Annotated in this window: 3 protein-coding genes and 1 pseudogene; 3 read left to right on the top strand and 1 reads right to left on the bottom strand. The window is 65.0% G+C overall.

The genetic code is table 11. The features are described 5' to 3' along the window. A partial coding sequence (locus QZV94_RS24580; RefSeq protein WP_367255327.1) for a ThiF family adenylyltransferase occupies positions 1–268 on the top strand: 268 nt, incomplete at its 5' end. Between the two features lie 201 nt (positions 269–469). Here QZV94_RS24580 and QZV94_RS24575 read toward each other — a convergent pair. Next, a complete protein-coding gene (locus QZV94_RS24575; RefSeq protein ID WP_293683038.1) occupies positions 470–1,456 on the bottom strand; it encodes a D-glycerate dehydrogenase in 987 nt (328 codons plus the stop codon). Positions 1,457–1,562: 106 nt separating this feature from the next. On the opposite strand from QZV94_RS24575, the gene QZV94_RS24570 reads away from it, so the two are divergent. Further along, the gene (locus QZV94_RS24570; RefSeq protein ID WP_293683036.1) at positions 1,563–2,102 is read left to right on the top strand and encodes an SH3 domain-containing protein; all 540 of its coding nucleotides are present in this window, start codon (positions 1,563–1,565) and stop codon (positions 2,100–2,102) included. A gap of 56 nt (positions 2,103–2,158) precedes the next feature. Then, positions 2,159–2,355 (top strand): annotated as a pseudogene (locus QZV94_RS24565) (beta-hydroxydecanoyl-ACP dehydratase); the annotation flags it as partial.

Below are 2,355 nucleotides of genomic sequence, written 5' to 3'. Positions count from 1 at the left end.
CCTCGTTGCGAACTGCTCTGAAGTCGGGGTCCTCGGTCCTGTCGCCGGCGTCATCGGCACATTGCAGGCGACCGAAACGATCAAGGAAATCCTTGGAATTGGCGACAGTCTCGTCGGGCGCCTGCTGATTTACGACGCGTTGGCGAGCCGTTTCGATACGATCGAGATCAGCTGGGATGAGCAGAATCCGCTGACCGGCACGAACGCGACACTTAAAGATCTCAGCAGTCACAGCGCGGCGGCCAGTCCGGCGTGCGCTGCCGAATAATGCTTGGCTGTTCCGCGCGGAACTGAACCTGAGCGGCGTTTCGCGCGACAACAAACTCAAATTGACCGCGTTAGATTTTAAACCAGCCGCGCCGGCATCAATTATCAACCTGGGAAGGATGGCAATGACGCCGGCGCGGCGATTTTTGTCGCGATGATCCAGAAAAGTAAAAGGCCAGTCTCGCGACTGGCCTTCATGAGTTTACAGCATCGCCGGGTGAACACGATCGGGCGGCGCATGGCCGTCAGCAAATGCTTTGATATTGATGATGACCTTCTCGCCCATGTCGATGCGGCCTTCGATTGTCGCAGAACTCATGTGCGGCAGCAGCACCACGTTGGTGAGCTTCTTCAGCTTCGGATTGATCGCAGGTTCGTTCTCGAACACATCGAGGCCAGCGCCGGCGAGTTCGCCCTTTTCCAACATGCGCGCCAGAGAGCCTTCATCGATCACTTCACCGCGCGCCGTGTTCACGATGTAGGCGTGCGGCTGCAGCAGCTTCAGCCGGCGGCCCGACAGCAGGTGGAAAGTGGCCGGGGTGTGCGGCGAGTGCACGGAGATGATATCCATCCGCGCGATCATCTGGTCCAGGCTGTCCCAGTACGTCGCCTCCAGCTCGTCGGAGACGACGTGGCTGACGGGTTTGCGATTGTGATAGTGGATCTGCAGGCCGAAGGCCCGGGCGCGGCGCGCGACAGCGGTCCCGATCCGGCCCATGCCGATGATCCCCAGCCGCTTGCCGGTGATGCGCCGGCCCAGCATGGCGGTGGGCGCCCAGCCGGTGAACTGGCCCGCGTGCACCAGGTTGGACCCCTCGATCACCCGTCGCAGGGTGACCATCATCAGCGTCATGGTCAGGTCGGCGGTGTCTTCGGTGAGCACGCCGGGGGTGTTCGTGACCGCGATCCCGGCGGCGTTGGCGGCGGCGACGTCGATGTGATCCACCCCCGCCCCGAAATTGGCGATCAGCTTGAGCTTCTCGCCCGCCTTGGCGATCAGGCCGGCGTCGATCTTGTCGGTGATGGTCGGCGACAGGACGTCGCATCGCCCAATGGCGTCGATGAGCTGTTTCCGGGTCATCGGCTCGTCGGTGACGTTGAGCTCGGTGTCGAACAGCTCGCGCATGCGGGTCTCCACCGAGTCCGGCAGTTTGCGCGTGACGATGACTTTCGGCTTGCGGGTGGGCATGTGCCTACGGGAAAAAGGTGCGTTTCCTGCGCCGTGTGGCGGCGCTGACTTGGGGACTCCTTAGCAGGGGCCCCCGGCACGGCCAAGGCGAGGCGCGAGATTGGGAGTGCGGACGGGCAAGGCGCCGGCGATTCTCGCGCTGATCATGGCCGTCGGGTTCCTCGGCGGCTGGGCTCCGGCCGAACGCCAGACCCCGTCCGGCTATCCCGTTCCGCGCTACGTCACGCTCAAGTTCGCCAAGGTGAACGCCCGCGCCGGGCCGGGAGAGGACCATCGGCTCCGGTTCGTCTACCGCAAGCGTGGCCTTCCCGTGCAGGTGGTGGCCGAGACCAGCGACTGGCGCCGCGTCTGCGATCCGGAAGGCCAAGTCACCTGGGTGCACAAAAGGGTGACCGACGGCCGGCGCAACGTGATCAACATGGGCGCGCGGCCGGCGCCTCTCTACCGCGCGCCCAGGTCGGGCACGGAAACGGCCGCCTACCTCGACGTTCGCGCCCTGGCCGCCCTGGTCCGCTGCGAGAAGGGGTGGTGCAAGGTCAAGGTCGGCGGGACAACCGGCTGGGTGCGGGAAGGCGCCCTCTGGGGCACGTCCGATGCCACGCAGTGCCGGCCGGGCCGCGCCTCCCAGGTTCCGCAACGCCATTGAGGCGTCAGTGGCCGGCGTGGTAGGCCGCACCCTTCTTAAGATCCAAGGTCCCCTCGATGAACGATGTCGCGACCCGGCCCGCCAGCTACTCCTTCGACGAGCTCATGGCCCGCGCGCGGGGTGAGATGTTCGGCCCAGGCAACGCTCAGCTGCCTGCGCCGCCGATGCTGCTGTTCGACCGCATCACCCACATCGACGATCATGGGGGCCCCCACGGCAAGGGCTATATCGAGGCGGAGTTCGACATCAATCC

The organism is uncultured Phenylobacterium sp. (genome assembly GCF_902826855.1).
Classification (GTDB): Bacteria; Pseudomonadota; Alphaproteobacteria; order Caulobacterales; family Caulobacteraceae; genus Phenylobacterium.
The sequence above is the reverse complement of the archived record's forward strand: the minus strand, read 5'-3'. Positions and strand labels throughout refer to the sequence as shown.